This window comes from Solirhodobacter olei (genome assembly GCF_004010155.1).
In the GTDB taxonomy this organism is placed as follows: domain Bacteria; phylum Pseudomonadota; class Alphaproteobacteria; order Rhodobacterales; family Rhodobacteraceae; genus Solirhodobacter; species Solirhodobacter olei.
The window spans coordinates 336,855-360,019 of the sequence record NZ_RRYH01000003.1; the positions used below are offsets into that span (position 1 = coordinate 336,855).

Consider the following 23,165-nt stretch of genomic DNA (forward strand, 5'->3'; position numbering starts at 1 on the left):
CCGGTTCTGGCCGGGTCAGGCCGGTATCTGCTGGGGCTCCGTCTGGGTATCGGGGGCGATCTCGGCGCCTCCTTCGGCGGCGGAGCGGCGGATGGCTTCGATGGCGGCGAGGGTTCTGAGCCCCTCGTGGCCGGGAACGAGCGGGGGTTCGCTGCCCGCGCTGGTGCGGGCGAACTGGCGGATCTGCAGGATCAGTGGGTCTTCGAGGCCATATGGCTCGATGGTGGCCGAGAGCGGGCCCATCCAGTCGCGGGCGCCGTTGTCGTGCCAGAGCTTCAGGCCCGGCAGTTCCAGCGACCCGAGCGTGCCACCGATGCGGTAGCAGGCCTCGGGCGTGGCGGGGTAGGCCGGGTTCTCTCGTGCCGTCATTTCCCAGCTCCAGGGGGCGACGGTGGTGTCGGAGGCGTTGACGGTGCCGAGGGCGCCGTTCGCGAACCTGAGGAGGATCACGGCCGTCTCCTCGACCGGGTTGCCGCGGATGGCGGAGGAGGTGAGGGCGCGGACGCTGGCGATCTCTCCACAGAGATACCGCAGCAGGTCGATGTCGTGGATCAGGTTCGTCAGGATCGGCCCGGCGCCGGGCTGACGGCGCCATTCGGTCTCGAAATAAGGATCGGGCTTGGCGGTCCAGAACATCGCCTCGACCGTGGTCAGGCGGCCGAGCGCGCCCGAGGCAATGCGGGCCCTCGCGGCGGCGATCAGGGGGTTGTGGCGGCGGTGGTGGCCGATGGCGAGGGGGACGCGCGCGGCCTCGGCCGCCTCGACCAGCGCGCGGGCGGCGGCGAGGTCGGTGGCGATGGGCTTTTCGACGAGGACCGGGATGCCGGCGGCGATGCAGGCGAGCCCGCCCTCGACATGAAGCGCGGAGGGGGTGGCGAGGATCACGCCGTCGGGGCGGGCGGCCAGCAGCGCCGCGAGGTCGGGATAGGCGGGGGCGCCGAGGCCGGCGGCCCAGTCGCGGGCGGCCTCGGACGGGTCGGTGACCGAGTGCAGCCGTGCGACGCCGGAGGCGGCGATGGCGGCGGCGTGCCGCCTGCCGATCGTCCCGGCGCCAACGACTGCGATGGCCGGTGTCATTCGGTCGTCACCAGCCGGGCGGCCCGGCGCAGGGCCAGCGCGTAGCCCTGGGTCCCGCAGCCCGCAATCACCCCGTCGGCGCGATGCGAGACGTAGGAGTGGTGGCGGAACGGTTCCCGCTTGTGGATGTTGGAGATGTGGACCTCCAGCACCGGGCCCTCGAAGGTGTTGAGCGCGTCGAGGATCGCGATGGAGGTGTGCGAGAAGGCGCCGGGGTTGATGATGATGCCGGCGGCGCTTTCGCGGCCCTCGTGGATCCAGTCGATGATCTCGTATTCGCGGTTCGACTGGTGACAGCGGACGGAGACGCCAAGCTCGCTCGCCAGCGCCTTCAGGTCGGCCTCGATGTCGTCCAGCGTCTCGCGGCCGTAGATCTCGGGCTGACGCTTGCCGAGGAGGTTCAGGTTGGGGCCGTTGAGGACCAGGATCGTGGGCTTCATGGATGTCTCCGATGCGGACGGGGCGTTCGGCGGCAGGATGCCGGAAGCGCGGGGCGGGTCAACCCGGTCATGCCGGGGCGGATCATGGCGCGGTCTCGGGCAGCAGGGGCGCCAGCGCGCGGGCCATGGCGGTTCCGAAGCGTTCGATATGGTCGGCGAGGAGCGCGCAGGCGGCGGGGTCGCGGGCGACGGCGGCCTCGGCGATGCGGGCGTGCTCTCCGGCCGGGGCGTGAGCGATGGCGGGGTCTGGCAGGAGCCGGACATAGCGGTTGTGGAGCGTCAGGAACCGGGTGCAGAGGGCGAAGAGCATCGGCATCCCGGCGCCCGAGACGAGGGCGGCGTGGAAGGCCTCATGCGCGGCCTCGCGCGGGGCGGCCGGCAGGGGCGGTGTACGCTCCAGCCGGTGGAGGCGGGCGAGGACGGCGGCCTCCCAGTCGAGATCGGCGCGCTGGAGGGCGAGGCCGAGGGCCTCCACCTCCAGCGCGCGGCGCAGGCGCGTGACCTCCTCCAGGTTGGCGCGGGAGACAGGGGCGATGCGGTAGCCGCGCTGCTCCTCCACCTCCACAAGGCCCTCGGCGGCGAGCCGCATCATCGCCTCGCGCACCGGGGCCAGCGAGACGTCGAGCCGCTCGCGCAGCCGGTCGAGGTTGATCTTGGCGCTGGGGGCGAGCGTTCCGTCGAGGATCTCTGCCTTGAGCACGGCGGCGACCCGGCTGGCGCGGGTCTCCTTATGCGAATCGAGGCGGAGATCGGGGGCGGGCATGTTTGCGGCTTCGGGACTTCGGCGGTATCCCGAAGCAGTGCGGGCTTTCGGGGGACCGGATGAGATAACTGGTTTCATCTGTGATAATCGCAATAATCGATTTTAGCTAGACTCGATTTGCGACTCGTGCGATGCCTTGGGTGTGGACCGGGCAGGCGGGAACCGCCCGGCCGAGGATTTCAGGGAGGAAACCATGTCCGATATCACCCGCCGCAACCTGCTGGCCGCCGGGGCCGCAGGTGCGCTTGCCGCAACGGTCCGCCCGGCCTTCGCGGCGAACAAGATCACCCTTCGCATGTCGACGCCGGCGACGCCGACCGACCAGCGCTCGGTCGCGCTGGCCAAGGTCTTCGGCCCGGCCGTCTCGGGTTTCGCCGACTACCAGCCGCATTACAACGCCACGCTCTTCAAGCAGGGCACCGAGCTTGCCAACATCGCGCGCGGCAACCTCGAGATGTCGATCACCTCGCCGCAGGAGCTGGCGCAGATCTTCCCGGACTGGTCGATCTTCACCGCGGGCTACCTACTGCGCGATGCCGAGCACCAGAAGAAGGTGTTCGAGGCTTCCTTCATGGACCCGCTGAAGAAGCAGGTGGAGGACAAGCTGGGCGTGAAGCTGATGACGGTGATGTATCTCGGCCGCCGCCAGCTGAACCTGCGCTTCTCCAAGGCGCAGAAGGACGTGAAGACCCCGGCCGACCTGAAGGGCGTGAAGCTGCGGATGCCCGGCACCGACGCCTGGCAGTTCCTGGGCCGCGCGCTGGGTGCGAACCCGGTTCCGGTGGCCTTCACCGAGGTCTACACCGCGCTGCAGACCGGCACGATCGACGGGCAGGACAATCCGCTGCCGACCGACAAGGACTCGAAGTTCTACGAGGTCACCAAGCAGATCTGCCTGACCTCGCACCTGGTCGACCAGAACTACATCGCCTTCTCCAAGAAGGTCTGGGAGAAGATGTCGAAGGACGAGCAGGCGACGGTGCAGAAGGCGCTCAACGATGCCGCCGACAGCGAGCGCGCGGCGCAGCTGAAGCTGGAGGACGAGTTGCAGAGCTTCTTCAAGGGCAAGGGGCTCGACGTCTACACGCCCGACGTGGAAGCCTTCCGCAAGCATGTCCAGGAGGCCTACCTGAAGTCCGACTTCTCGAAGGACTGGCCGAAGGGCATGGTCGACAAGATCAACGCGCTCTGATCCGGGTGGCGGGCAGATGAAGCTGATAGCCTGGTTACGCAGGCGGGCCGAGGATGTGGCGGTGGCGATGCTCGCCGTCACATTCGCGACCTTCCTTCTGCAGATCTTTGCCCGCTACTTCCTGCCGTTCCCGATCGGCTGGACGCAGGAGTTGTGCGAGACGCTCTGGCTCTGGCTGGTGTTCTGGTGCGGGGCATTCTGCCTCGACGACCGGGACCACATCAAGTTCGACACGCTCTACCTGGCCAGTCCGCTGAAACGGCGGCGGATCTTCGCGGCGGTCGCGGCGGTCGCGGTCGTGGGGGCCTTCCTCTATTCCTCCTACGACACCTACGACTTCATCAACTTCTACTTCATCCAGCGCAGCGCGGTGATGGAGATCCCCCTGGGGTATGTCTTCTCCATCTTCGGGGTGTTCCTCGTCATGATGGTGATCCGCTACGCGGTGCGCGCCGTCGCGATGCTGCTGGGCGGCGACCCCGACGCGGTCTTCCCCGGCCATGATGCGCTGACCGAGGGCGAGGAGACGCATCTGCCATGAGCTTCGCCTTCACTGCCTGCCTCCTGATCCTGCTCGGGCTGGCCGCCATCGGCATGCCGATCGCGCTGGCGATGATCCTTGCTGCCATCGGCTATGTCGGCTTCGCGGGGCAGAACCTGTCGCTGCCCGCCGAGCAGATGACGCTGGGGCTTTACGACAACTTCATCCTGCTGGCGGTGCCGCTGTTCATCGTTGCCGCGAACATCATGAATGCGGGGTCCATCTCTGACCGATTGCTGAAGTTCTGCGTCGCGCTGGTGGGGCGGTTCCGCGGCGGGCTTGGCCTTGTCAACGTGGTCGCCAACATCATCTTCGCGGGGATGTCGGGCTCGGCCGTCGCCGATGCGGCGGGGCTTGGCAAGGTCATCATCGACATGATGCGCAAGGACGGGCGCTATCCGCCCGCCTATGCCGCCGCGATCACGGCGGCCGCTTCGACCATCGGGCCGATCATTCCGCCCTCGATCCCGATGGTGATGTATTCGCTGGTTTCCGGCGCCTCCATCGGCGCGCTTTTTGCGGGCGGCATCATTCCCGGCTTCCTGATGGGGCTGATGCTGATGATCATGAACTACTGGGCCGCGCGGCGCCGGGGCTTCGGCCTGGACGAGCCGGTGCCGGTGCGCGAGCTGCCCAAGCTGACCGTCAACGCCTTCCCGGCGCTGCTGATGCCGGTGATCCTGCTTTACGGGATCTACGGCGGCGTCACCACGCCGACCGAGGCCGCCGCCGTCGCCGCCTTCTACGCGCTGCTGCTGGCCGCCTTCTTCTACCGCGCGCTTTCCGCCCGGACGCTTTACGAGGTGCTGAGGGGCTCTGCCATGTCCTCTGCCTCCGTCGGGCTGGTGATCGGGGGGGCGCTGATCTTCAACTATATCGTGGCGTCGGAGAACATCCCGACGAAGGTTGCCGGCGTGATCGACGCGATGCATGTGACGCCGCTGGCGTTCCTGCTGATCGTCAACGCCATGGTGCTGGTGCTGGGCTGCCTGCTTGACGCCTCGACGATCATCCTGGTCATCGTGCCGCTCTTCATCCCGGCGGCGAAGGTGCTGCATATCGACCTGGTGCATTTCGGCGTGGTCGTGGTGGTGAACTGCATGATCGGGCTGATCACGCCGCCCTACGGGATCGTCCTGTTCGTGCTGAACGGGATCACCGGGATCCCGCTGCGCGACATGATCCGCGAGGTCTGGGTCTTCGTTCTCGCGCTGGTGGTGGCGCTGGTGATCATGATCGTGGAGCCGGGCATCGTGCTTTGGCTGCCGCATCTTCTGGGCTATGCGAGCTGAGCGATGCAACGGCTGAAACTGGGGCTGATCGGCGGGAACATCCGGGCCTCGCGCTCGCCCGCGCTGCACCGGATCGCGGGGCGGCTGGCGGGGCTGGAGGTCACCTATGACCTGCTGATCCCGGCCGAGATGGGACTGGAGTTCCCCGAGGTGCTGGCGAAGGTCGCGGCGGAGGGCTATCGCGGCGTCAACGTGACCTATCCCTACAAGGAGGCCGCGGCGGCGCGGGTCCGGCTGGACGATCCGGCGCTGGGGCGGCTGGGCGCGGTCAACACGGTCGTCTTCGGCGCCGGCGGGCCGGCGGGGTTCAACACGGATTACACCGGTTTCGCCGCAGCCTATCGCGCGCGCTTCGGGGCGCAGGCGCCGGGGCGCGTTGCGCTGATCGGGACGGGCGGCGTCGGGCGCGCCATCGCCTTCGCGCTTGCCGGACTCGGTGCGGCGGAACTGCGGCTGGTGGACCGCGACCTTGCCAAGACCACGGCGCTCGCCGCTGCGCTCGGGGGGGCGGGCACGCCGGTGCTGACGCTCTGCGCCACGGCCGAGGAGGCGGTGGAGGGCGCGGACGGCGTGGTCAACGCGACGCCCGTGGGCATGGTCGGCTATGGCGGGACGCCGGTGCCCGCGGCGCTCTGGCCCGGGCGGGGCTGGGCGTTCGACGCGGTCTATACCCCGGTCGACACCCAGTTCACCCGCGAGGCGGAGGCGGCGGGCGTCGCCGTACTTTCGGGCTACGAGCTGTTCTTCCACCAGGGCATCGACGCCTTCGCGATCTTCTCCGGCCGGCCGGTGGCCGAGGCCGACCGCCTGCGCGCCGAGCTTCTGGAGCGCGACGCCTGAGCGCCGCGGGGGCGGCGGCGGAAGCCCAAAGCGGTTTGGCCTTGCAGCTTCTTCGATTTTCCCGAAGAGTCGGGGCGAAAATCGAGGACAGACCGTGACCGATACCGCGTTGACCCCGGAGCGCCTGCAAGCGGCGGTCCTGCACCATCTGACCTACACGATCGGCAAGGACGCCCCGCACGCAAGCCTTCACGACTGGCGCATGGCGCTTTGCTACGCGATCCGGGACCGGGTGGTGGGGCCGTGGTTCGCCTCCACCCGCCGGACCTGGGAGGAGGACCGCAAGCGGGTCTATTACCTGTCGATGGAATACCTGATCGGGCGCATCCTCGAGGATGCCGCGATGAACCTGGGGTTGCGCGACATGGCCGTGGAGGTCATGGAGGGCTTCGGGCAGGATTTCCACGCGCTGGTGGAGGATGAACCGGCCGCGGCACTTGGCAACGGTGGGCTGGGGCGGCTGGCGGCCTGCTTCATGGAGAGCATGGCGACCCTTGGCTGCCCGGCCTACGGCTATGGCATCCGCTACGAGCATGGCCTGTTCCGGCAGCGTTTCGAGGCGGGCCAGCAGGTGGAGGCGCCGGAGGACTGGCTGACCACCACCAACCCCTGGGAGTTCGACCGGCCGGAGAGCGCCTATACCATCGGCTTCAAGGGCCATGTCGAGACCGTCAAGGGCCGCGAGCGCTGGGTGCCGGGGGAGACGGTGACCGCCTCTGCCCATGACACGCCGGTGGTGGGCTGGCAGGGACGCTGGGCCAATACGCTCAGGCTCTGGTCGGCAAAGCCCACGACGCTGTTCGATCTCGAACGGTTCAACCGGGGCGACTATGCCGCGGCGGCGGAGCCCGAGGCGCTGGCCCGCACGATCAGCCGCGTGCTTTATCCGGACGACACCACCTATGCCGGCAAGGAGCTGCGGCTGAAGCAGGAATTCTTCATGACTTCCGCGGCCTTGCAGGATATTCTTCGCAGGTACCTGGCATCGCATTCCGACCTGTCGCGGCTGCATGAGAAGGTCGCGATCCAGATGAACGACACCCATCCCGCCATCGCCGGGCCGGAGCTGATGCGGCTGATGATGGACGATCACGGGGTGAGCTTCGAGGAGGCCATCCAGACCGCGCAGAAAGTGCTGGGCTATACCAACCACACGCTGCTGCCCGAGGCGCTGGAACGCTGGTCGACCTATCTTTTCGGCAATGTGCTGCCCCGGCACATGCAGATCATCGAGCGGATCGACGACTGGCACCGGAAAACCTATGCAAATCAGGCCCATTACATCGGGATCGTGAAGTTCCAGGAAGTGCATATGGGCGAGCTGGCCTTCATGATGAGCCACAAGGTCAACGGCGTCTCGGCCCTGCATTCGGAGCTGGTGAAGACCTCGCTCTTTCCCGAGCTGGCGGCGCAGCACCCCGACAGGATCGTCAATGAAACCAACGGGGTTACGCCGCGACGCTGGCTCAACATGTGCAACCGGCCGCTGTCCGGGCTGATCACCGGGACGATCGGCGAGGCCTGGGTGGGCGAGCTCGACCGGTTGAGGGAGCTGGAGCCGCACATCGAGGATGCGGGGTTCCGTGCGGCCTTCGGCGCAGCCAAGCGCGCGAACAAGGAGGCGGCCGCCGCCTGGATCAAGCGCGAATGCGGGGTGGTCGTGAGCCCGGATGCGCTGTTCGACGTGCATGTGAAGCGGATCCACGAATACAAGCGCCAGCTGCTGAACATCCTGCAGACGGTCGCGCATTGGCATGCGATCCGCGAAAACCCGACGGCCGACTGGGTGCCGCGGGTGAAGATCTTCGGCGGGAAATCCGCTCCGGGCTATTGGGTGGCAAAGGAAATAATCCACCTTATAAACGACGTGGCGAATGTTGTTAACTCCGACCCGGTGGTCGGGGACCGGCTGAAGGTGATCTACCCGGCCAACTACAACGTCCCGATGGCCGAGCTGCTGATGCCGGCGGCGGACCTGTCGGAACAGATCTCCACCGCCGGCAAGGAAGCCTCCGGCACCGGCAACATGAAGTTCATGATGAACGGCGCGCCGACGATCGGCACGCTCGACGGGGCCAATATCGAGATCCTCGAGGAGGTCGGCGCGGAGAACTTCTTCCTCTTCGGGCTGACCGCCGAGGAGGTGGTCGCCCGGCGCCAGAACCCCGACCATGCGCGCGAGGCGATCCTGGCCAGCCAGTCGCTTCAGGACGTGCTGCAGATGCTGGCGGAGGGGCGCTTCTCGCCCGACCAGCGCGACCGCTACCACGGGGTGGTCGACCGGGTCTGGCATCACGACTACTTCCTGGTGGCGTCCGACTTCGCGGCCTACGAGGCGGCGCAGGGGGCGGTGGACGCGGCCTATCGCGATCGTGACCGCTGGCAGCGCATGGCAGCCATGAATACGGCCCGCGCAGGGTTTTTCTCCTCGGACCGCACGATCCGAGGCTATATGAAGGACATATGGTCCACGGAATCGGCTCTTTAGGGAGGCCCCGATGGCGCGCAAAGCAAAGACCGTAGCCCCCGAACTGGTGGCAAAGGAGGCGGTCCGCGCGATCGTGGCGGGGGCGCATGCGGATCCCTTCGCGGTGCTCGGGCCGCATGAGCGCGACGGACGCGTGGTGCTGGCGGCCTTCGTGCCGGGCGCCGACCGCCTGACGGCGCTGACCGCGGCGGGGGATGTCGAGCTTCAGGACATCGACAACGGATCGGGCTTCTTCGCGGGGGTTCTGCCGGAGCGCATGGCCTACCGGCTGCGCGCCGAGAACCGAGAGACCGCCTGGGAATTCGACGACCCCTACCATTTCGGTCCGGTCCTGGGAGAGATGGACGAATACCTGCTGGGCGAAGGCACGCATCGGCGGATCTGGCACGCGCTCGGCGCGCATGTGATCACCCATGGCGGGGTCGAGGGCGTGCATTTCGCCGTCTGGGCGCCGAATGCGGAGCGGGTCTCCGTCGCGGGGGACTTCAACCTCTGGGACGGGCGGCGGCATCCGATGCGGCTGCGCGGCCAGACCGGGGTCTGGGAGATCTTCATCCCGGGCCTCGGCGAGGGGACGGTCTACAAATACGACATCCGCGGGCGCGGCGGCGAGCGCGAGCCGATGAAGGCCGATCCGGTGGGCTTCGGCTCCGAGCATCCGCCGGCCACCGGATCGGTGGTGCGCCGGATCGACCGGCCGGACTGGTCGGACGAGAAATGGATGAAGGGCCGGGCGCGCGCGCAGGCGATCGATGCGCCGGTTTCGGTCTACGAGGTTCACCTTGGCAGCTGGCGGCGGGCCGATGGCGGGGCGCGGCCGCTGTCCTACCGCGAGCTGGCCGAGAGCCTGGTCGATTACGTGGCCGACATGGGTTTCACCCATATCGAGCTGCTGCCGGTCTCCGAACATCCCTTCGACGGCTCCTGGGGCTATCAGCCGACGGGCCTTTTCGCGCCGACGATCCGGCACGGCACGCCCGACGAGTTCCGCGAGCTGGTCAACGCGGCGCACAGGAAGGGGCTGGGCGTTCTGCTCGACTGGGTGCCGGGGCATTTCCCGACCGATCCGCATGGGCTGGCCCGCTTCGACGGCACGGCGCTTTACGAGCACGAGGACCCGCGCGAGGGGTTCCACCAGGACTGGAACACGCTGATCTACAATTACGGCCGGGCGGAGGTGGCGAATTACCTCATCTCCAACGCGCTTTACTGGCTGGAGGAATACCACGCCGACGGGCTGAGGGTGGATGCGGTGGCCTCGATGCTCTACCGCGACTATTCGCGGGCGGAGGGCCAGTGGATCCCGAACAAGGACGGCGGGCGGGAGAATTACGAGGCGATCGCGCTTCTCAAGAACATGAACGTCACGGCCTATGGCGAGTGCCCGGGCATCATGACGGTGGCCGAGGAATCGACGGCCTTTCCCGGCGTCTCGCGCCCGGTGAATCACGGCGGGCTGGGGTTCGGGTTCAAGTGGAACATGGGCTGGATGAACGACAGCCTGCGCTATATCGAGAAGGACCCGGTCTACCGCAAGCACCATCATCACCAGATGACGTTCAGCCTGCATTACGCCTGGAGCGAGAATTACATCCTGCCGATCAGCCATGACGAGGTTGTCCACGGCAAGGGCTCCATGCTGGCCAAGATGCCGGGCGAGGGGGAGGAGAAATTCGCCAACCTCCGGGCCTATTACAGCTTCATGTGGACGCATCCGGGCAAGAAGCTTCTCTTCATGGGCTGCGAGTTCGCCCAGGGCGTGGAGTGGAGCCATTCGCGCAGCCTCGACTGGCACCTTCTGGACCAGCCGCAGCATCGCGGGATCCAGAACCTGGTGCGCGACCTGAACCGGATCTACCGAGAGCTGCCGGCGCTGCATGTGAACGACTGCCGGCCCGAGGGCTTCCAGTGGCTGGAGGCGAATGACGCGGAGAATTCCGTCTTCGCCTTCGTCCGGCGCGGCGGGCCGGACGACGCCCAGGTCGTCGTCGCGGTGAATTTCACCCCGGTCGAGCGGCGCGCCTACCGGCTGGGCTTCCCGGCGGAGGGGCATTGGCACGAATGTTTCAACTCGGACAGCGCCCATTACGGCGGGCAGAACCGCGGCAATCTCGGCGGTGTCGAGACAGAGCCCGAGCCCTGCCACGGACAGGCGCAATCGGCGGGGGTGGTGCTTCCGCCGCTGTCGGCCGTGATATTCAGGCAGGAGTAACTGCGTAACCAAGGAGGGGGGAAGGATGCCGGATAGAACCAACATGCGTCTGTCGAGCCAGGCCATGGCCTTCGTGCTGGCGGGGGGGCGAGGGTCCCGCCTGAAGGAGTTGACCGACCGGCGCGCCAAGCCCGCCGTCTATTTCGGTGGCAAGGCGCGGATCATCGACTTCGCCCTGTCCAACGCGCTCAATTCCGGCATCCGAAAAATGGCGATTGCCACGCAGTACAAGGCGCACAGCCTGATCCGCCACATGCAGCGCGGCTGGAACTTCTTCCGGGCGGAGCGGAACGAATACCTCGACATCCTGCCTGCCTCGCAGCGGGTGAGCGAGCACAAGTGGTATCTCGGCACCGCCGACGCCGTGGCGCAGAACATCGACATCGTCGACAGCTACGGGGTGAAATACGTCATCATCCTGGCGGGCGACCATGTCTACAAGATGGATTACGAGATCATGCTGCGCCAGCACGTCGAGACCGGCGCGGATGTGACGATCGGCTGCCTGACGGTGCCGCGGATGGAGGCGACGGCCTTCGGCGTGATGGATGTGGACCGGCAGGGCCGGATTACCGCCTTTCTGGAGAAGCCCAAGGACCCGCCGGGCATTCCCGGCGATCCGGACCACGCGCTCGCCTCCATGGGGATCTATGTCTTCGACTGGGATTTCCTGCGCGATCTCCTGCTCCGCGATGCGGAGGACAAGAATTCCAGCCATGATTTCGGCAATGACCTGATCCCGGACATCGTCAAGAACGGCAAGGCGATGGCGCATCGCTTCTCGGAAAGCTGCGTGAAGTCGGGGCTGGAGACCGAACCCTACTGGCGCGACGTGGGGACCGTGGACGCCTTCTGGCGGGCGAATATCGACCTTACGGATTTCGTGCCGAAGCTCGACCTCTACGACAGCTCCTGGCCGATCTGGACCTATGGCGAGATCGTGCCGCCGGCGAAGTTCATCCATGACGAGGATGGGCGGCGGGGGACGGCGATCTCCTCGCTTGTCTCGGGCGACTGCATCGTCTCGGGGTCGGAGGTGCGCAACTCGCTGCTGTTCACCGGGGTCAGGACGCATTCCTATTCCGCGCTCGAATATGTCGTGGCGCTGCCCTACGTCGATGTGGGCCGGAAGGCGCAGCTGAAGAACTGCGTGCTGGACCGCGGCGTCGTGATCCCCGAGGGTCTTGTGGTCGGCGAGGACCCGGAAGAAGATGCCCGCTGGTTCCGCTGCTCGGACGGTGGCGTCGTGCTGATCACCCAGGCGATGCTGGATGCGCGGGCGGCGGCGCTCGGGAAATAACGGCCGGGAGAGGTGCCGGGGGCGCTGCCCCCGCATCCCCGGGATAATTGGGCCAGGATGAAGGAGCAGCGCGTGCAGAGGCAGGCGATCCGGGGACATGTGCTTTCGGTGGCATCGGAATGCGTGCCGCTTCTTAAGACCGGCGGGCTGGCCGATGTGGTCGGCGCGCTGCCCGGCGCGCTGGCCGCGCGGTGCTGGGACATGCGGGTGCTGATGCCGGCCTACCGGGGCCTTGCGGCGCAGCTCGACGGGGCCGAGGAGGTCTGGACCGGCAAGGCGCTGTTCGGCGGGCCGGCCATGGTGCTGAAGGGCAGGGTCGACGAGATGGAGGTGATGCTCCTCTCCGCGCCGCATCTCTATGACCGGGATGGCGGGCCTTATGGCAAGGCGGGGGCCGATTATCCCGACAATGCGGAGCGCTTCGCGGCGCTGAGCTGGGTGGCGGCGGAGATCGCGCGCGACGGGCTTGGCGATGGCTGGCGGCCGGACATCCTGCACGCGCATGACTGGCAGGGGGGGCTTGCCCCGGCCTACCTGCGCTATGGGCCGCCGACCAAGGTGAAGAGCGTCGTCACGATCCACAACATCGCCTTCCAGGGGCTGGCGCCGGCGGCGAAGCTGGCCGCGCTGAAGCTGCCGGCGGGAGAGTTCACCTCGAAAGGGCTGGAATATTACGGCCAGATCTCGGCCCTGAAGGCGGGGCTGGTGACGGCGGATGCGATCACGACGGTCAGCCCGACCTATGCCGAGGAGCTGATGCGGCCGGAGTTCGGGATGGGGCTGCAGGGTGTCATCGCAGCGCGGGCGGCGCGGGTCCGGGGGATCCTGAACGGTGTCGATACCGCGGGCTGGGACCCGGCGGCCGACAGCGCGGCTGTGCCCTATGATGCGGCGCGCATGGCCGGGAAGGCGGAGAACCGCAAGCGGCTGATCGCGGAATTCGGGCTGGGCGACGTGCCGGGGCCGCTCGCCATCGTGGTGAGCCGGCTGACGGGGCAGAAGGGGGTCGACCTGATCCCCGAGGTTCTGGAGGATTTCGTGGCCCTTGGCGGCGGGCTTGTCGTGCTCGGGACCGGGGATGCCGCGCTCGAGGCGGCGATGCGGGCGGCGGCGGAACGCTTCCCCGGGCGGGTCGGCGTGAAGATCGGCTATGACGAGGCGCTGAGCCACCGGATGTTCGCGGGCGCCGACGCGGTTCTGGTGCCCTCGCGTTTCGAGCCCTGCGGGCTGACGCAGATGTATGGCCTCCGCTACGGGACGATCCCCGTCGTGGCTGCGACCGGGGGCCTTGCCGATACCGTCATCACGGCGAGCCCGATGGCGGTGGCGACGGGGGCGGCGACCGGGATCGCCTTTCACCCGACCGATGCGCTGGCGCTGGGCCAGGCGCTGCGGCGCCTGTGCCAGCTACACGCCAACCCCGAGACCTGGGCCGGGCTGCAGGGCGCGGCGATGCGCCAGCCCGTGGGGTGGGAGAGTTCCTCGGCCGCCTACGCGGCGCTTTACGCGGAGCTGCTGGCGTGACGCCGCCGCCCCGATCTTCTACCGCCCGGCCGCCGGAGCGGCTTTCTGCCCATGCGACACGCCCCGGGCGGCCCTGGCCCATGGGGGCGACCTTCGATGGCGAAGGGGTGAACTTCGCCGTCTTCTCCGCCCATGCCGAACGGCTGGAGCTGTGCCTTTTCTCGGAGGATGGCCGCAAGGAGGTGGCCCGCCTGCCGTTCCGCGAGCGCGACGGCGATATCTGGCACATGCATGTCGGCGGGCTGACGCCGGGGGTGAAATACGGGCTGCGCGCGCATGGCCCCTACCGGCCCGAGGAGGGGCATCGCTTCAACCCCAACAAGCTGCTGATCGACCCCTATGCGAAGAAGCTCTGGGGCCGGCTGAGGTGGTCGGACGCAGTGATGGGCTACCGGGTGGGCTCGCCCCGGGCGGATCTGTCGTTTGACAGCCGGGATTCGGCCTTCGCGGTGCCGAAGTCGGTGGTGGTCGATCCCTCCTTCCCCTGGGCGCATGACCTGCCGCTCGCGCATCCCGTCGACCGGACGGTGATCTACGAGGCGCATGTAAAGGGGCTGACGGAGCGGCATCCGCGGGTCGATCCCGGGCTCAGGGGTACCTATCTCGGCGTAGCGTCCGAACCGATGATCGAACACATGAAGCGGCTCGGGGTGACCGCGATCGAGCTTCTGCCGGTCCATGCCCATGTCGACGACCGCTTTCTTGTCGCGCAGGGACTGAAGAACTACTGGGGCTACCAGACCATCGGCTTCTTCGCGCCAGAGCCGCGCTACATGAGCCAGAACGCGGTCTGGGAGATGCAGACCATGGTGCGGCGCCTTCATGCCGCGGGGATCGAGGTGATCCTCGACGTGGTCTACAACCACACCGGCGAGGGCGACCATCTGGGCCCGACGCTGAGCTTCCGCGGGCTCGACAACCGCAGCTATTACCGGCTGATCGACGGGGGGCGCTATTACATCAATGACACCGGCACCGGCAATGCGCTGGACCTGACGAACCCGATGGTGCTGCGGCTGGCGATGGACTCCTTGCGCTACTGGGTGGAGGTCTTCCACGTCGACGGGTTCCGCTTCGACCTGGCCACCGCGCTGGGCCGGCACGGGGGAACCTACAACCGTCGCTCGCCCTTCCTCGACGCGCTTCGGCAGGACCCGGTGCTGGCGCATGTGAAGCTGATCGCGGAGCCTTGGGACGTGGGGCCGGGGGGCTACCAGCTTGGCAATTTCCCCCATCCGTTCCTGGAGTGGAACGACCGCTTCCGCGACACGGCGCGGCGCTTCTGGCGCGGCGATTCCGGCATGACGGCGGAGCTTGCGGGCCGGCTTCTCGGCTCGGCCGCGGAATTCGACGGCCATCACCGGGCGGCGACGACCTCGGTCAACCAGCTGACCGCCCATGACGGCTTCACGCTGGAGGATGTCGTCTCCTACCGTGAGAAGCACAACGAGGCGAATGGCGAGGGCAACCGCGACGGGCATTCCGAGAATTTCTCGGACAACATGGGCGTCGAGGGGCCGGTGACCGATGCCAGGATCCGGGCGGCGCGGGCGGCGCGGAAGCGGGCGATGCTGGCGACGCTGTTGCTGGCGCAGGGCACGCCGATGCTGCTGGCGGGCGACGAGTTCGGCAATTCGCAGCGCGGCAACAACAATGCCTATGCGCAGGACAACGAGACCGGCTGGCTCGACTGGCCGGAGGCGGACGAGGCGTTGATCGACTATGTCGCCCGTCTCATCGCGCTGCGCCGCGACCATGCGGTGCTGCGCCAGCGCGCCTTCCTGCATGGCCGTGCGCGGGCGGACGGCGCGCGGGATATCGTCTGGCGGCGGGCAAATGGCGCGGCGCCGTCCGATGCCGACTGGCACGATCCAGGGTTCCGCTGTCTCTGCGCCGAGATCCGCATGGCGGCGGGCGGGGCCGAGGATGGGGACGCCGAAGGCGCGGCGCTCTACTGCGTTTTCAATGGCGGACCGACGGTAGAGGTCTGCCTGCCGAAGCCGGGCGAGGGGCGCAAGTGGCGGCTCCTCCTTGACAGCGCTCGTCCGGAACAGGAACCCTGTTTGCAGGAGATGCCCCGCCTTCTGGCCAGTCAGGGCGCTGTCCTGGTACTGGCGGAAGCGGTTTGAGCCCCGGGGGAGGACATATGCGTAGCGTGACCCATTCCACCCAGCCCATCGAGGGGCAGAAGCCGGGGACCTCCGGCCTGCGCAAGAAGACCCCGGTGTTCATGCGGCCTCATTACCTGGAGAACTTCGTCCAGTCGATCTTCGACACGGTGGGCGCGCGGGGCAAGACCTTCGTCCTTGGCGGCGACGGGCGCTACTTCAACGACCGCGCGGCGCAGGTGATCCTGAAGATGGCCGCGGCGAACGGGGTGGCGCGGATGATCGTGGGGCAGGGGGCGCTGCTCTCGACGCCCGCGGCCTCGCACCTGATCCGGCTGAACGAGACGGATGGCGGGATCATCCTGTCGGCCTCGCACAACCCGGGCGGGCCGACCGAGGATTTCGGCGTGAAGTTCAACATGCCGAACGGTGGCCCCGCGCCGGAGGCGGTGACGGAGGCGATGTTCGCACGGACCCGCGAGATCGCGGAATACCGGATCCTCGAGGGGGCGGAGGTTGATCTTTCGGCGCCGGGGCGGGTGACGCTTGGGGCGATGCAGGTCGACGTGGTCGACCCGGTCGCCGATTACGCCGCATTGATGGAGAGTCTGTTCGATTTCGAGGCGATCCGGGCGCTGGTCAAGTCCGGCTTCACCATGCGGTTCGACGGGATGTGCGCCGTCACCGGTCCTTACGCGCATGAGATCCTGGAGCGGCGGCTCGGGATGGCGGAGGGTACGGTGGTGCAGGGCGCGCCGTTGCCGGATTTCGGCGGCCATCACCCGGACCCGAACCCGACCTGGGCCCATGCGCTGATGGAGGAGATGATGGGCCCCAAGGCGCCCGATTTCGGCGCTGCCTCGGACGGGGACGGGGACCGGAACATGATCGTCGGGCGGGGGATCTATGTCTCTCCGTCCGACAGCCTCGCCGTGCTGGCGGCGAACGCGCATCTGGCGCCGGCCTACAAGGGCGGGCTGAAGGGGGTGGCGCGCTCGATGCCGACCTCCTGCGCGGTGGACCGGGTGGCGAAGGCGCTCAGGATCGAGGCCTACGAGACGCCGACGGGGTGGAAGTTCTTCGGCAACCTGCTCGACGCCGGGCGGGCGACGCTGTGCGGCGAGGAGAGTTTCGGCACAGGCTCGGACCATGTGCGGGAGAAGGACGGGCTTTGGGCCGTGCTCCTGTGGCTCAACATCCTCGCGGTGCGGAAGGCGAGCGTGGCGGAGATCCTGCACGATCACTGGAAGACCTATGGGCGCAACTACTACTCGCGGCACGATTTCGAGGCGCTCGATACCCATGCGGCGGAGGAGATGATGAGCCGGCTGAAGGCCTCCATCCCGACGCTGCCGGGGACGGAGATCGAGGGGCTGGCGATCCTGTCGGCGGACGATTTCGCCTATCACGACCCGGTCGACGGCTCGGTCGCCCGCGCACAGGGGGTGCGGGTCCGCTTCACCGACGGCTCGCGGATCGTGCTCAGGCTCTCGGGCACCGGCACCGAGGGGGCGACGTTGCGGCTTTACCTCGAACGCTACGAGCCGGATCCGAGCCGGCATGACCTCGACCCGCAGGAGGCGCTGGGGCCGGTGATCCGGGCGGCGCATGCGCTGGCGGGGATCCGCGAGCAGATCGGGCGGGACCGGCCGAACGTCATCACCTGAGCCCCCGGCCCGAAACAGCGGTGCGCAGCACCGCCGGGCCAGCGCCCGTCCGCCCCCAAGGGCGGGCGCTTCTGGTGAGTCACCGCCCCGGCAAGCCGAAGGGGTTCCTTACACCATAAACGGACTGACCCGACCCGCCCCGAACGCCCACCCGCGGACGGGCGCTTGCCCTCTGCCGGGAGGGCGCCCAACAAAGTAACGCCCGCCAACGTGGCGGGCGCTGATACGTGTTCCAGCGCTCTGTCCTGTCAGCCGCGGGCTCGGCGGCGGCCGGTGCGGCCGCCCGTCGGCGCGGCGGCGGCGGCGGAGGCCTCGGCGAAGCTCTGGCCGGCCTCGACGGCATCGACGACACGGCTGAAGCGGATCCATTCGGCGCCGTTGGCGTCGTGGTTCATCAGGAAGTTGGCGGCGCGGATCGCCTCCATCTCCACCTTGCGGACCGGGTTCATGATGGCCGAGGTCATCCCCGCGCCGATCGCCATCGGCAGGAAGGCGGCGTTGATGCCGTGGCGGTGGGGCATGCCGAAGGAGATGTTCGAGGCGCCGCAGGTGGTGTTGACGCCCAGCTCCTCGCGCAGGCGACGGACCAGGGTGAAGACCTGCTGGCCGGCCGAGGCAAGCGCGCCCACCGGCATCACCAGCGGGTCGACGACGATGTCATGCGCGGGGATGCCGAAATCGGCGGCGCGCTCGACGATCTTCTTGGCGACCGCGAAGCGGACCTCCGGGTCCATCGAGATGCCGGTGTCGTCGTTGGAGATCGCGACGACGGGGACGTTGTATTTCTTCACCAGCGGCAGGACCAGTTCCAGCCGTTCCTCCTCGCCCGTCACCGAGTTCAGGAGCGGGCGGCCCTCGCAGGCGGCGAGCCCGGCCTCGAGCGCGCCCGGGACCGAGCTGTCGATGCAGAGCGGCACGTCGACGAGGCCCTGTACCAGCTCGATCATCTTCCGCATCAGCGGCGGCTCGGTCTCGTTCGGGTTGGGGTTGGAGTTGTAGACCACGCCCGCGTTCACATCGAGCACCATGGCCCCGCAGGCGACCTGCTCCAGCGCGTCCTTCTCGACGGTGGAGAAGTCGCCCGCCTCGAGTTCGGCCGCGAGCTTCTTGCGGCCGGTCGGGTTGATCCGCTCGCCGATGACGCAGAACGGCTCGTCAAAGCCGATCACGACGGTCTTGGATTTCGATTCGAGGACGGTGCGGGTCATATCTCTTCCTTAGGCTTGAGCGGCGGGAGTGCCGGAGGCGCCGCCGTGTTGGATGGCCCAGTTCGCATTGGTCTTGATCCCGCCGAGCGGGAAGAAATGCACGGCCTCGATCCCGAAGTCGGGGTTGGCGGCCTTGTGGGCGGCGAGTTCGGAGACGAAATCATCCGGCTCGAACGGCAGCAGCAGCTTCGTCACGTCCTTGGCGCGCTTCTGCAGCACCTTCAGCGAGGGGCCGACACCGCAGGCGATGGCGAATTTCAGGAGCGTCTGCAGCTTGGCGGGGCCCGCGACGCCGATGTGGACGGGAAGCGAGATGCCCTCGGCATTCAGACGGTTCACCCAGTCGATCACGGGCTTCGCCTCGAAGCAGAACTGGGTGGCGATCGCCATCTTCGCGTCGGTCCGCTCGGCGAAGGCCTGTTTCCACTTCAGAGCCTGCATGACGTTGCGGTCGGACCCGTCCGGGTCGATGTCCTTGTTGCCTTCCGGGTGGCCGGCCACGTGGAGCCGCTCGAACCCGTCGAAGAGGCCGGTCTCGATCAGCTGCATGGAGTTGTCGAAGGCGCCGACCGGCTTCGGGATACCGCCGCCGAGCAGAAGCGCCTGCTTGACCCCGGCCTCGCCCTTGTAGCGGGCGATCCAGTCGGCGAGCGTCGCCTGGTCCTTGATGATGCGCGCGGGGAAGTGCGGCATCACGGAATAGCCTTCGGTCGAGAGGCGCTTGGCGGTGGCGACCATGTCCTCGATCGGGGTGCCCTCGATATGGGCGATGTAGACGCGGGTGCCGGCCGGCAGGAGGGCGCGGAAATCCTCCACCTTCTCGGCGGTGCGGGGCATGACCTCGATCGAATAGCCTTTCAGGAAGGCCTCGACTTCGGCGGCATTGGCGCCGGGGGCTGCCTCCGTCTTCGGGGCTTCGGCGCGGCGGAAGTTGATCAGGGCCATGACGGCCTCCCACATGCTAGGGATGATGCGAGCGGGGCTCAGGCCCGGCCCTCGTTGTCGATAAGCGCTTTCAGGCGCCCGCTGTCGTATTCGGCCTCGATCCGCGCGGCCTCGGCCTTTGCGATCTCCTCCGGCTCTCCGTCCACTTCGTAGGGGGCGGCTTTCCTCCATTCGGCGAGGTAGGAATCGGTGTCCCGCGCGCCGGTCTTCATGGCAGCGCGGTCGATCGCCTGTTCGAAGCGCTCGGTCAGCTGCGCCTTGGCGCCGCGCCGGCCCTTGCCCACAATCACCTGAGCCGGGATGTCGCGCCAGTAGACGATCGTCACATCGGGCATCTTTGATTCCTCTTCCGCCGTGGCGCTCATATAAGCGCGCCCGCCCCGCCGCCGGCGTCGGATTTCGACATGACGAATGCGCAGAGCGACCCTCGCCCCCCAAAGGTTCTAGGCGATCGGGCCGGGGCGGGCCACAGGAGGCCATGTGAAAATTCCTCATGTTCAAGATGAGGCCGGCGTGATCGCTGAGTGGCGGAGCTTGCGCGGGAAGCGGGTGCTGGGTAGGCTGGTTGCAACTTGACATCGGAGGGCGGCGCGATGACGCCCGAGCGTCCACTTGGGGCGGACGCGATCCCGGCAGCGGAGACCCCGCCGCCGGTCGAACCGGACGCCCCGCTGCGCAGTGAGAAGGGCCCGCTTTACGCGGCGCTCGACCTTGGCACAAACAGTTGCCGCATGCTGATTGCCCAGCCGATGGGCAGCCAGTTTCAGGTCGTGGACAGCTTTTCCAAGACGGTGCAGCTTGGCGTCGGGCTGGAGGCTTCGGGCCGGCTGTCGCGCGCCTCGATGGGGCGGACGGTGCAGGCGCTGCGGATCTGCCAGAAGAAGATCGAGAAGCACGAGGTCACCCGGATGCGGCTGGTGGCGACGGAAGCCTGCCGCCGGGCCCGCAACGCCCGCGACTTCATCCGCAACGTGCGGCGCGAGACCGGCCTGAGGCTGGAGATCATCGCGCCGGAGGAGGAGGCGCGGCTGGCCGTCGTCTCCTGCGCGCCGCTGGTCAGCCCGCGGACGGAGCAGCTTCTGGTGGTCGATATCGGCGGCGGGTCGACGGAGCTGGTCTGGATCGACCTGTCCGGCGTGCCGCATGTCGAACGGCCGCGAGCGATCATGCGGCTTCATGCCGGCTTCACACCGGTGCCGGGCGGCGGGCCTGCTGCGCGGGTGGTGGACTGGATCTCGGTCCCCCTGGGCGTCGCGACGCTGAAGGACCAGTTCACCGATGTGGAGGACGACGCCGCGCGTTTCGCGCTGATGAGCTGGTTCTTCGAGGAGAACCTGGCGGATTTCTCGCCCTACAACGCCGAGACGCCGCGCGAGGGGTTCCAGATCATCGGCACCTCGGGGACGGTGACGACGGTGGCGGCCTCCTTCCTCGGGCTGCGGCGTTATGACCGGAACAAGGTGGACGGGCTGCGCATGACCTCGGCCCAGATCGACCAGGTGATCCGCGATTACCTGGAGCTGGGGCCCGAGGGCCGCCGCGCCGATCCGCGCATCGGGCGGGACCGGCATGCGCTGATCATGTCGGGCGCGGCGATCCTGCAGGCGCTGATGCGGATCTGGCCGACCGACCGGCTGTCGGTTGCGGATCGCGGCCTGCGCGAAGGCCTGCTATACGCGCAGATGAGCGCCGACGGGGTGCTGGAAGACGAGCTGAAGGACGCATGAGCCAGACCAAGAAAACATCGGGGCGCGGCGCGCGCGATCTGCGGGTGAAGGTGAAGACCGCGAAGGGGCGCAAGCTCTCCTCCACCCTCTGGCTGGAGCGGCAGCTGAACGACCCCTATGTCGCCCGCGCCAAGCGCGAGGGCTATCGCGGCCGCGCGGCCTACAAGATCCTGGAGCTGGACGACAAGTTCCGCTTCCTCGTGCCCGGCGCGCGGGTGGTGGACCTCGGCTGCGCGCCGGGGGGCTGGTGCCAGGTCGCGGTGGCGCGGGTGAATGCGCTAGGCGAGAAGAAGGGCAAGGCACAGGGCCGCGTCCTTGGCGTCGACCTGCAGGAGGTCACGCCGATCGCCGGGGCGGAGATCCACCAGCTCGACTTTCTCGACGAGGACGCCGACGAGAAGGTGAAGGCCTGGCTCGGCGGGCGCGCCGATGTGGTGATGAGCGACATGGCGGCCTCTGCCTCCGGCAACAAGCAGGTCGACCACCTCCGCATCATCGCGCTGTGCGAGGCGGCGGCGGAGCTGGCCTTCGACGTGCTGGAGGAGGGCGGGACCTTCGTGGCCAAGGTGCTTGCGGGCGGGGCCGAGGGGACGCTGCAGACCCAGCTCAAGAAGGCCTTCACCAAGGTCGTCCACGTCAAGCCGCCGGCGAGCCGGGCGGACAGTTCCGAGAAATTCGTGGTGGCCACCGGTTTCCGCGGCCGGCCCGAGGCGCCGGGGGCGGAGGACGAGGACGACGCGGGGCTGTAACGCGCCCGCCCTCCATGCGTCAGGAAGGGTGGAAAGCGCGACAATCGCGCGCCATATCTCCTGTCAAAGGAACGGAGGGCCCTGATGGCGACGAAGACCTATGCGAAGACGGCCGAGGCGGTGGCGGCGCTCACCCCGGAGCAGTACCGGGTGACCCAGCAGAACGGCACCGAGCGGCCTTTCTTCAACGAATTCCACGATTCCCACGATGTCGGGCTTTATGTCGACGTGGTCTCGGGCGAGCCCCTGTTCACCTCGCTCGACAAGTTCGACTCGGGCTGCGGCTGGCCGAGCTTCGCGCGGCCCCTGCATGATGAGCATGTGGTGGAGCTGACGGACCGCACCCACGGCATGATCCGCACCGAGGTCCGATCCACCCATGGCGACAGCCACTTGGGGCATGTCTTCCCGGACGGCCCGCGGGAGATGGGCGGGCTGCGCTATTGCATCAACTCGGCCAGCCTGCGCTTCATCCCGGTGGCGGCGCTGGAAGCCGAGGGTTACGGAGAATACCTGCCTCTGTTCGAGGCGAAGGAGGTGAAGTGATGGCCAATACCGAACGCGCGATCCTGGCGGGGGGCTGCTTCTGGGGCATGCAGGATCTGCTGCGCCGCAAGCCCGGGGTGCTGAAGACCCGCGTGGGCTATTCCGGCGGCGAGGTGGCGAACGCGACCTACCGCAACCACGGCAACCATGCCGAGGTGGTGGAGATCCTCTTCGACCCGGCGCAGATCAGCTATCGCGACCTGCTGGAGTTCTTCTTCCAGATCCACGATCCGACCACGGTGAACCGGCAGGGCAACGACATGGGCCCCTCCTACCGTTCGGCGATCTACTACACCTCCGAGGCGCAGAGGGCCGAGGCGGTGGAGACCATCGCCGATGTGGACGCCTCGGGCCTGTGGCCCGGGAAGGTCGTGACCGAGGTCGAACCGGCTGGCGACTTCTGGGAAGCCGAGCCGGAGCACCAGGATTACCTGGAGCGCTTCCCGAACGGCTACACCTGCCATTTCGTGCGGCCCGGCTGGAAGCTGCCGCGGCGCGCGGCGGCGGAATAACGCCCCGTCAGGCGACGGGATCTTTGCGGGTCCC

20 protein-coding genes are annotated in these 23,165 nt (G+C 67.9%); 14 read left to right on the forward strand and 6 right to left on the reverse strand.

Annotation, left to right across the window (positions count from 1 at the left end):
* Positions 1 to 15: 15 nt before the first annotated feature.
* From EIP85_RS03825 to EIP85_RS03835, 3 genes are all read right to left on the reverse strand, one after another.
* On the reverse strand, positions 16 to 1,077 hold the full coding sequence (locus EIP85_RS03825; RefSeq protein WP_127900819.1) for a Gfo/Idh/MocA family protein: 1,062 nt from the start codon (positions 1,075 to 1,077) through the stop codon (positions 16 to 18).
* Positions 1,074 to 1,517 carry a type II 3-dehydroquinate dehydratase gene (gene aroQ / locus EIP85_RS03830; RefSeq protein ID WP_127900820.1) on the reverse strand — a complete coding sequence of 148 codons (444 nt, stop codon included), beginning with the start codon at positions 1,515 to 1,517 and terminating at the stop codon, positions 1,074 to 1,076. The genes EIP85_RS03825 and aroQ overlap by 4 nt, the downstream gene beginning before the upstream one ends.
* Before the next feature lie 82 nt (positions 1,518 to 1,599).
* Complete coding sequence (locus EIP85_RS03835) at positions 1,600 to 2,280, reverse strand: GntR family transcriptional regulator (RefSeq protein ID WP_164871635.1); 681 nt, start codon at positions 2,278 to 2,280, stop codon at positions 1,600 to 1,602.
* 193 nt (positions 2,281 to 2,473) lie between these two features.
* Here EIP85_RS03835 and EIP85_RS03840 point away from each other — a divergent pair, with 193 nt between their 5' ends.
* The 10 genes from EIP85_RS03840 (at position 2,474) to EIP85_RS03885 (ending at position 17,444) form a co-directional block, all read left to right on the forward strand.
* The gene (locus tag EIP85_RS03840) at positions 2,474 to 3,472 is read left to right on the forward strand and encodes a sialic acid TRAP transporter substrate-binding protein SiaP (protein ID WP_127900822.1); all 999 of its coding nucleotides are present in this window, start codon (positions 2,474 to 2,476) and stop codon (positions 3,470 to 3,472) included.
* Between the two features lie 16 nt (positions 3,473 to 3,488).
* Positions 3,489 to 4,013, forward strand: coding sequence for a TRAP transporter small permease (locus EIP85_RS03845; RefSeq protein ID WP_127900823.1), 525 nt, complete (start codon positions 3,489 to 3,491; stop codon positions 4,011 to 4,013).
* Positions 4,010 to 5,305: a TRAP transporter large permease gene (locus tag EIP85_RS03850; protein WP_127900824.1), complete on the forward strand. Its 1,296-nt coding sequence runs from the start codon at positions 4,010 to 4,012 to the stop codon at positions 5,303 to 5,305. The genes EIP85_RS03845 and EIP85_RS03850 overlap by 4 nt, the downstream gene beginning before the upstream one ends.
* A 3-nt stretch (positions 5,306 to 5,308) precedes the next feature.
* Positions 5,309 to 6,145: a shikimate dehydrogenase family protein gene (locus EIP85_RS03855; protein WP_127900825.1), complete on the forward strand. Its 837-nt coding sequence runs from the start codon at positions 5,309 to 5,311 to the stop codon at positions 6,143 to 6,145.
* Positions 6,146 to 6,239: 94 nt separating this feature from the next.
* Positions 6,240 to 8,633: a glycogen/starch/alpha-glucan phosphorylase gene (locus tag EIP85_RS03860; RefSeq protein WP_127900826.1), complete on the forward strand. Its 2,394-nt coding sequence runs from the start codon at positions 6,240 to 6,242 to the stop codon at positions 8,631 to 8,633.
* Positions 8,634 to 8,643: 10 nt separating this feature from the next.
* Positions 8,644 to 10,845 (forward strand): 1,4-alpha-glucan branching protein GlgB, encoded by a 2,202-nt coding sequence (gene glgB, locus EIP85_RS03865; RefSeq protein WP_127900827.1) that lies wholly within the window; start codon positions 8,644 to 8,646, stop codon positions 10,843 to 10,845.
* Positions 10,846 to 10,870: 25 nt separating this feature from the next.
* Entirely contained in the window at positions 10,871 to 12,145 is a 1,275-nt protein-coding gene (gene glgC, locus EIP85_RS03870) for a glucose-1-phosphate adenylyltransferase (RefSeq protein WP_127900828.1), read from the forward strand.
* A gap of 57 nt (positions 12,146 to 12,202) precedes the next feature.
* Positions 12,203 to 13,669, forward strand: a complete 1,467-nt coding sequence (gene glgA, locus EIP85_RS03875) for a glycogen synthase GlgA (protein ID WP_127900829.1) — start codon at positions 12,203 to 12,205, stop codon at positions 13,667 to 13,669.
* Positions 13,666 to 15,798: a glycogen debranching protein GlgX gene (gene glgX / locus EIP85_RS03880; RefSeq protein ID WP_277749281.1), complete on the forward strand. Its 2,133-nt coding sequence runs from the start codon at positions 13,666 to 13,668 to the stop codon at positions 15,796 to 15,798. Before glgA ends, glgX begins: the two co-directional genes overlap by 4 nt.
* A 17-nt stretch (positions 15,799 to 15,815) precedes the next feature.
* On the forward strand, positions 15,816 to 17,444 hold the full coding sequence (locus EIP85_RS03885) for an alpha-D-glucose phosphate-specific phosphoglucomutase (protein WP_127900830.1): 1,629 nt from the start codon (positions 15,816 to 15,818) through the stop codon (positions 17,442 to 17,444).
* 248 nt (positions 17,445 to 17,692) lie between these two features.
* Here EIP85_RS03885 and EIP85_RS03890 read toward each other — a convergent pair whose 3' ends face one another.
* Genes EIP85_RS03890 through EIP85_RS03900 form a run of 3 tightly spaced genes read right to left on the reverse strand, consistent with a single transcriptional unit; the run spans position 17,693 to position 19,932 of the window.
* Positions 17,693 to 18,652, reverse strand: coding sequence for a methyltetrahydrofolate cobalamin methyltransferase (locus tag EIP85_RS03890; RefSeq protein WP_127900831.1), 960 nt, complete (start codon positions 18,650 to 18,652; stop codon positions 17,693 to 17,695).
* A gap of 9 nt (positions 18,653 to 18,661) precedes the next feature.
* Positions 18,662 to 19,597, reverse strand: coding sequence for a methylenetetrahydrofolate reductase (locus tag EIP85_RS03895; RefSeq protein WP_127900832.1), 936 nt, complete (start codon positions 19,595 to 19,597; stop codon positions 18,662 to 18,664).
* Positions 19,598 to 19,635: 38 nt separating this feature from the next.
* Positions 19,636 to 19,932, reverse strand: a complete 297-nt coding sequence (locus EIP85_RS03900; RefSeq protein ID WP_127900833.1) for a virulence factor — start codon at positions 19,930 to 19,932, stop codon at positions 19,636 to 19,638.
* A gap of 258 nt (positions 19,933 to 20,190) precedes the next feature.
* On the opposite strand from EIP85_RS03900, the gene EIP85_RS03905 reads away from it, so the two are divergent.
* From EIP85_RS03905 to msrA, 4 genes are all read left to right on the forward strand, one after another.
* A complete protein-coding gene (locus EIP85_RS03905) occupies positions 20,191 to 21,324 on the forward strand; it encodes a Ppx/GppA phosphatase family protein (RefSeq protein WP_127900834.1) in 1,134 nt (377 codons plus the stop codon).
* The gene (locus tag EIP85_RS03910; RefSeq protein WP_127900835.1) at positions 21,321 to 22,073 is read left to right on the forward strand and encodes an RlmE family RNA methyltransferase; all 753 of its coding nucleotides are present in this window, start codon (positions 21,321 to 21,323) and stop codon (positions 22,071 to 22,073) included. The genes EIP85_RS03905 and EIP85_RS03910 overlap by 4 nt, the downstream gene beginning before the upstream one ends.
* A gap of 84 nt (positions 22,074 to 22,157) precedes the next feature.
* Positions 22,158 to 22,619 (forward strand): peptide-methionine (R)-S-oxide reductase MsrB, encoded by a 462-nt coding sequence (gene msrB / locus EIP85_RS03915; RefSeq protein WP_127900836.1) that lies wholly within the window; start codon positions 22,158 to 22,160, stop codon positions 22,617 to 22,619.
* Positions 22,619 to 23,131, forward strand: coding sequence for a peptide-methionine (S)-S-oxide reductase MsrA (msrA, locus tag EIP85_RS03920; protein ID WP_127900837.1), 513 nt, complete (start codon positions 22,619 to 22,621; stop codon positions 23,129 to 23,131). Before msrB ends, msrA begins: the two co-directional genes overlap by 1 nt.
* Positions 23,132 to 23,165: the final 34 nt, after the last annotated feature.

What these genes read in the sequence shown, in the direction of transcription:
- EIP85_RS03825 (WP_127900819.1), bottom strand. Translation starts at nt 1,077, where the DNA reads ATGACACCGGCCATCGCAGTCGTTGGCGCCGGGACGATCGGCAGGCGG.
- aroQ (WP_127900820.1), bottom strand. Translation starts at nt 1,517, where the DNA reads ATGAAGCCCACGATCCTGGTCCTCAACGGCCCCAACCTGAACCTCCTC.
- EIP85_RS03835 (WP_164871635.1), bottom strand. Translation starts at nt 2,280, where the DNA reads ATGCCCGCCCCCGATCTCCGCCTCGATTCGCATAAGGAGACCCGCGCC.
- EIP85_RS03840 (WP_127900822.1), top strand. Translation starts at nt 2,474, where the DNA reads ATGTCCGATATCACCCGCCGCAACCTGCTGGCCGCCGGGGCCGCAGGT.
- EIP85_RS03845 (WP_127900823.1), top strand. Translation starts at nt 3,489, where the DNA reads ATGAAGCTGATAGCCTGGTTACGCAGGCGGGCCGAGGATGTGGCGGTG.
- EIP85_RS03850 (WP_127900824.1), top strand. Translation starts at nt 4,010, where the DNA reads ATGAGCTTCGCCTTCACTGCCTGCCTCCTGATCCTGCTCGGGCTGGCC.
- EIP85_RS03855 (WP_127900825.1), top strand. Translation starts at nt 5,309, where the DNA reads ATGCAACGGCTGAAACTGGGGCTGATCGGCGGGAACATCCGGGCCTCG.
- glgB (WP_127900827.1), top strand. Translation starts at nt 8,644, where the DNA reads ATGGCGCGCAAAGCAAAGACCGTAGCCCCCGAACTGGTGGCAAAGGAG.
- glgC (WP_127900828.1), top strand. Translation starts at nt 10,871, where the DNA reads ATGCCGGATAGAACCAACATGCGTCTGTCGAGCCAGGCCATGGCCTTC.
- glgA (WP_127900829.1), top strand. Translation starts at nt 12,203, where the DNA reads ATGAAGGAGCAGCGCGTGCAGAGGCAGGCGATCCGGGGACATGTGCTT.
- EIP85_RS03885 (WP_127900830.1), top strand. Translation starts at nt 15,816, where the DNA reads ATGCGTAGCGTGACCCATTCCACCCAGCCCATCGAGGGGCAGAAGCCG.
- EIP85_RS03890 (WP_127900831.1), bottom strand. Translation starts at nt 18,652, where the DNA reads ATGACCCGCACCGTCCTCGAATCGAAATCCAAGACCGTCGTGATCGGC.
- EIP85_RS03895 (WP_127900832.1), bottom strand. Translation starts at nt 19,597, where the DNA reads ATGGCCCTGATCAACTTCCGCCGCGCCGAAGCCCCGAAGACGGAGGCA.
- EIP85_RS03900 (WP_127900833.1), bottom strand. Translation starts at nt 19,932, where the DNA reads ATGCCCGATGTGACGATCGTCTACTGGCGCGACATCCCGGCTCAGGTG.
- EIP85_RS03905 (WP_127900834.1), top strand. Translation starts at nt 20,191, where the DNA reads ATGACGCCCGAGCGTCCACTTGGGGCGGACGCGATCCCGGCAGCGGAG.
- EIP85_RS03910 (WP_127900835.1), top strand. Translation starts at nt 21,321, where the DNA reads ATGAGCCAGACCAAGAAAACATCGGGGCGCGGCGCGCGCGATCTGCGG.
- msrB (WP_127900836.1), top strand. Translation starts at nt 22,158, where the DNA reads ATGGCGACGAAGACCTATGCGAAGACGGCCGAGGCGGTGGCGGCGCTC.
- msrA (WP_127900837.1), top strand. Translation starts at nt 22,619, where the DNA reads ATGGCCAATACCGAACGCGCGATCCTGGCGGGGGGCTGCTTCTGGGGC.